Raw genomic sequence first — 2,158 nt, forward strand, 5'->3', positions numbered from 1 at the left:
TCGCCGACCATGCCGGCGGTGAGGGTGGTGCCGTCGTTCGGGTCGATCAGGATGAAGGAGCCGGTGCGGCGCGAGTCGGCGTAGGCGTCGAGGGGGAGTGGTTCGGCGGTGCGGATCTTCACGCGGCCGATGTCGTTGGCGACGAGTTGTCCGGGGTGGGGGTGCGGGGACAGGTCGTCGAGGGTGAGGCGGGAGGGGATGTCCTTGACGATCGCCTTGACGGTGCGGGTGGCGTGCTTGAGCAGCACCCGGTGGCCGACGGTCAGGGGGGCGTCGGCGACGTGGCAGACGGTCGCCTCGACGTCCTGCGTGGTGGGTGGCGCGTCCTTGCCGGGCACGATCAGGTCGCCGCGCGAGACGTCGATGTCGTCGGCGAGCAGGACGGTCACCGACTGCGGGCTCCAGGCCACGTCGACCGGCGTGCCGAGCAGGTCGATGCCCGCGATCGTGGTGGTGCGGCCGGACGGCAGGACGGTGACCTGCTCGCCGACGCGGAAGGTGCCGGCGGCGATCTGGCCGGCGTAGCCGCGGTAGTCGCGGTGCTCGGCGGTCTGCGGCCGGATCACGTACTGCACGGGCAGCCGGGCGTGGCAGTGCGCCAGGTCGTGGCTGACCGGAACCGTCTCCAGGTGTTCGAGGAAGGTCGGCCCGCCGTACCAGTCCATGGTCGCCGACGGCTCCACCACGTTGTCCCCGGCGAGCGCCGAGATCGGGATCGCGGTGACCTCGGGAACGCCCAGCTCGCCCGCGTAGGCGGTGAACTCCTCGGCGATCGCCGCGAACACGGACTCCTCGTAGCCGACGAGGTCCATCTTGTTGACGGCGAGGACGACGTGCGGGACGCGCAGCAGGGCGGCGATCGCGGCGTGGCGGCGGGTCTGCTCCACCACCCCGTTGCGGGCGTCGACCAGGACCACCGTCAGCTCGGCCGTCGAGGCACCGGTGACCATGTTGCGGGTGTACTGCACGTGGCCGGGGGTGTCGGCGAGGATGAACCGGCGCCGGGGCGTGGCGAAGTAGCGGTAGGCCACGTCGATGGTGATGCCCTGCTCGCGTTCGGCGCGCAGGCCGTCGGTGAGCAGCGCGAGGTCGGGACCCTCCTGGCCGCGGCTCGCCGAGACGCGCTCGACGGCCTCCAGCTGGTCGGTGAGGATCGACTTGGAGTCGTGCAGCAGCCGGCCCACCAGGGTGGACTTGCCGTCGTCGACGGAACCGGCGGTGGCGAACCGCAGCAGGGTGGTGGCCGAGAGTTCCCCGGTCGTGATCGTGCTCATGGCTAGAAGTACCCCTCGCGCTTGCGGTCTTCCATCGCGGCCTCGGACATCTTGTCGTCGGCACGGGTCGCGCCGCGCTCGGTCAGCCGGGACGCGGCGATCTCGGCGATGACCTGCTCCAGCGTCAGCGCGTCGGAGTCGACGGCGCCGGTGCAGGACATGTCCCCCACGGTGCGGTAGCGCACCAGGCGCTTCTCGACCCTCTCGCCCTCCTTCGGCCCGCCCCACTCGCCGGCGGTCAGCCACATCCCGGCCCGCCGGAACACCTCCCGCTCGTGCGCGAAGTAGATCCCCGGCAGCTCGATGCCCTCACGGGCGATGTACTGCCACACGTCCAGCTCGGTCCAGTTCGACAGCGGGAAGACACGCACGTGCTCACCGGGGGCGTGCCGGCCGTTGTACAGGTTCCACAGCTCCGGGCGCTGGCGGCGCGGGTCCCACTGGGAGAACTCGTCGCGCAGCGAGAACACCCGCTCCTTGGCACGGGCCTTCTCCTCGTCGCGCCGGCCACCGCCGAAGACCGCGTCGAACCGCTCGGTACGGATCCTCTCCGTCAGCGGCAGCGTCTGCAGCGGGTTACGGGTCCCGTCCGGACGCTCCCTGAGCACACCCCGGTCGATGTAGTCCTGCACCGAGGCGACGTGCAGCCGCAGCCCGTGCCGCGCGACCGCACGGTCGCGGTAGTCGAGGACCTCGGGGAAGTTGTGCCCGGTGTCCACGTGCAGCAGCGAGAACGGCACCGGCGCCGGCCGGAACGCCTTCAGCGCCAGGTGCAGCATGACGATGGAGTCCTTGCCCCCGGAGAACAGGATCACCGGGTTCTCGAACTCCCCCGCCACCTCCCGGAAGATGTGCACCGCCTCCGACTCCAGGGAGTCCAGGTG

2 protein-coding genes are annotated in these 2,158 nt (G+C 71.1%); both read right to left on the bottom strand.

Features of this window, described 5'->3' with window-relative positions; genetic code table 11:
• Positions 1 to 1,274, bottom strand: a 1,274-nt coding sequence (locus ACGFQC_RS35760) for a GTP-binding protein (RefSeq protein WP_363093107.1), incomplete at its 3' end; no start/stop codon positions are given.
• A 2-nt stretch (positions 1,275 to 1,276) separates the two neighbouring features.
• Positions 1,277 to 2,158, bottom strand: an 882-nt coding sequence (cysD, locus tag ACGFQC_RS35765; RefSeq protein WP_363093108.1) for a sulfate adenylyltransferase subunit CysD, incomplete at its 5' end; no start/stop codon positions are given.

Origin of the sequence: Streptomyces sp. NPDC048734, assembly GCF_043198675.1 — a bacterium.
In the GTDB taxonomy this organism is placed as follows: Bacteria; Actinomycetota; Actinomycetes; order Streptomycetales; family Streptomycetaceae; genus Streptomyces.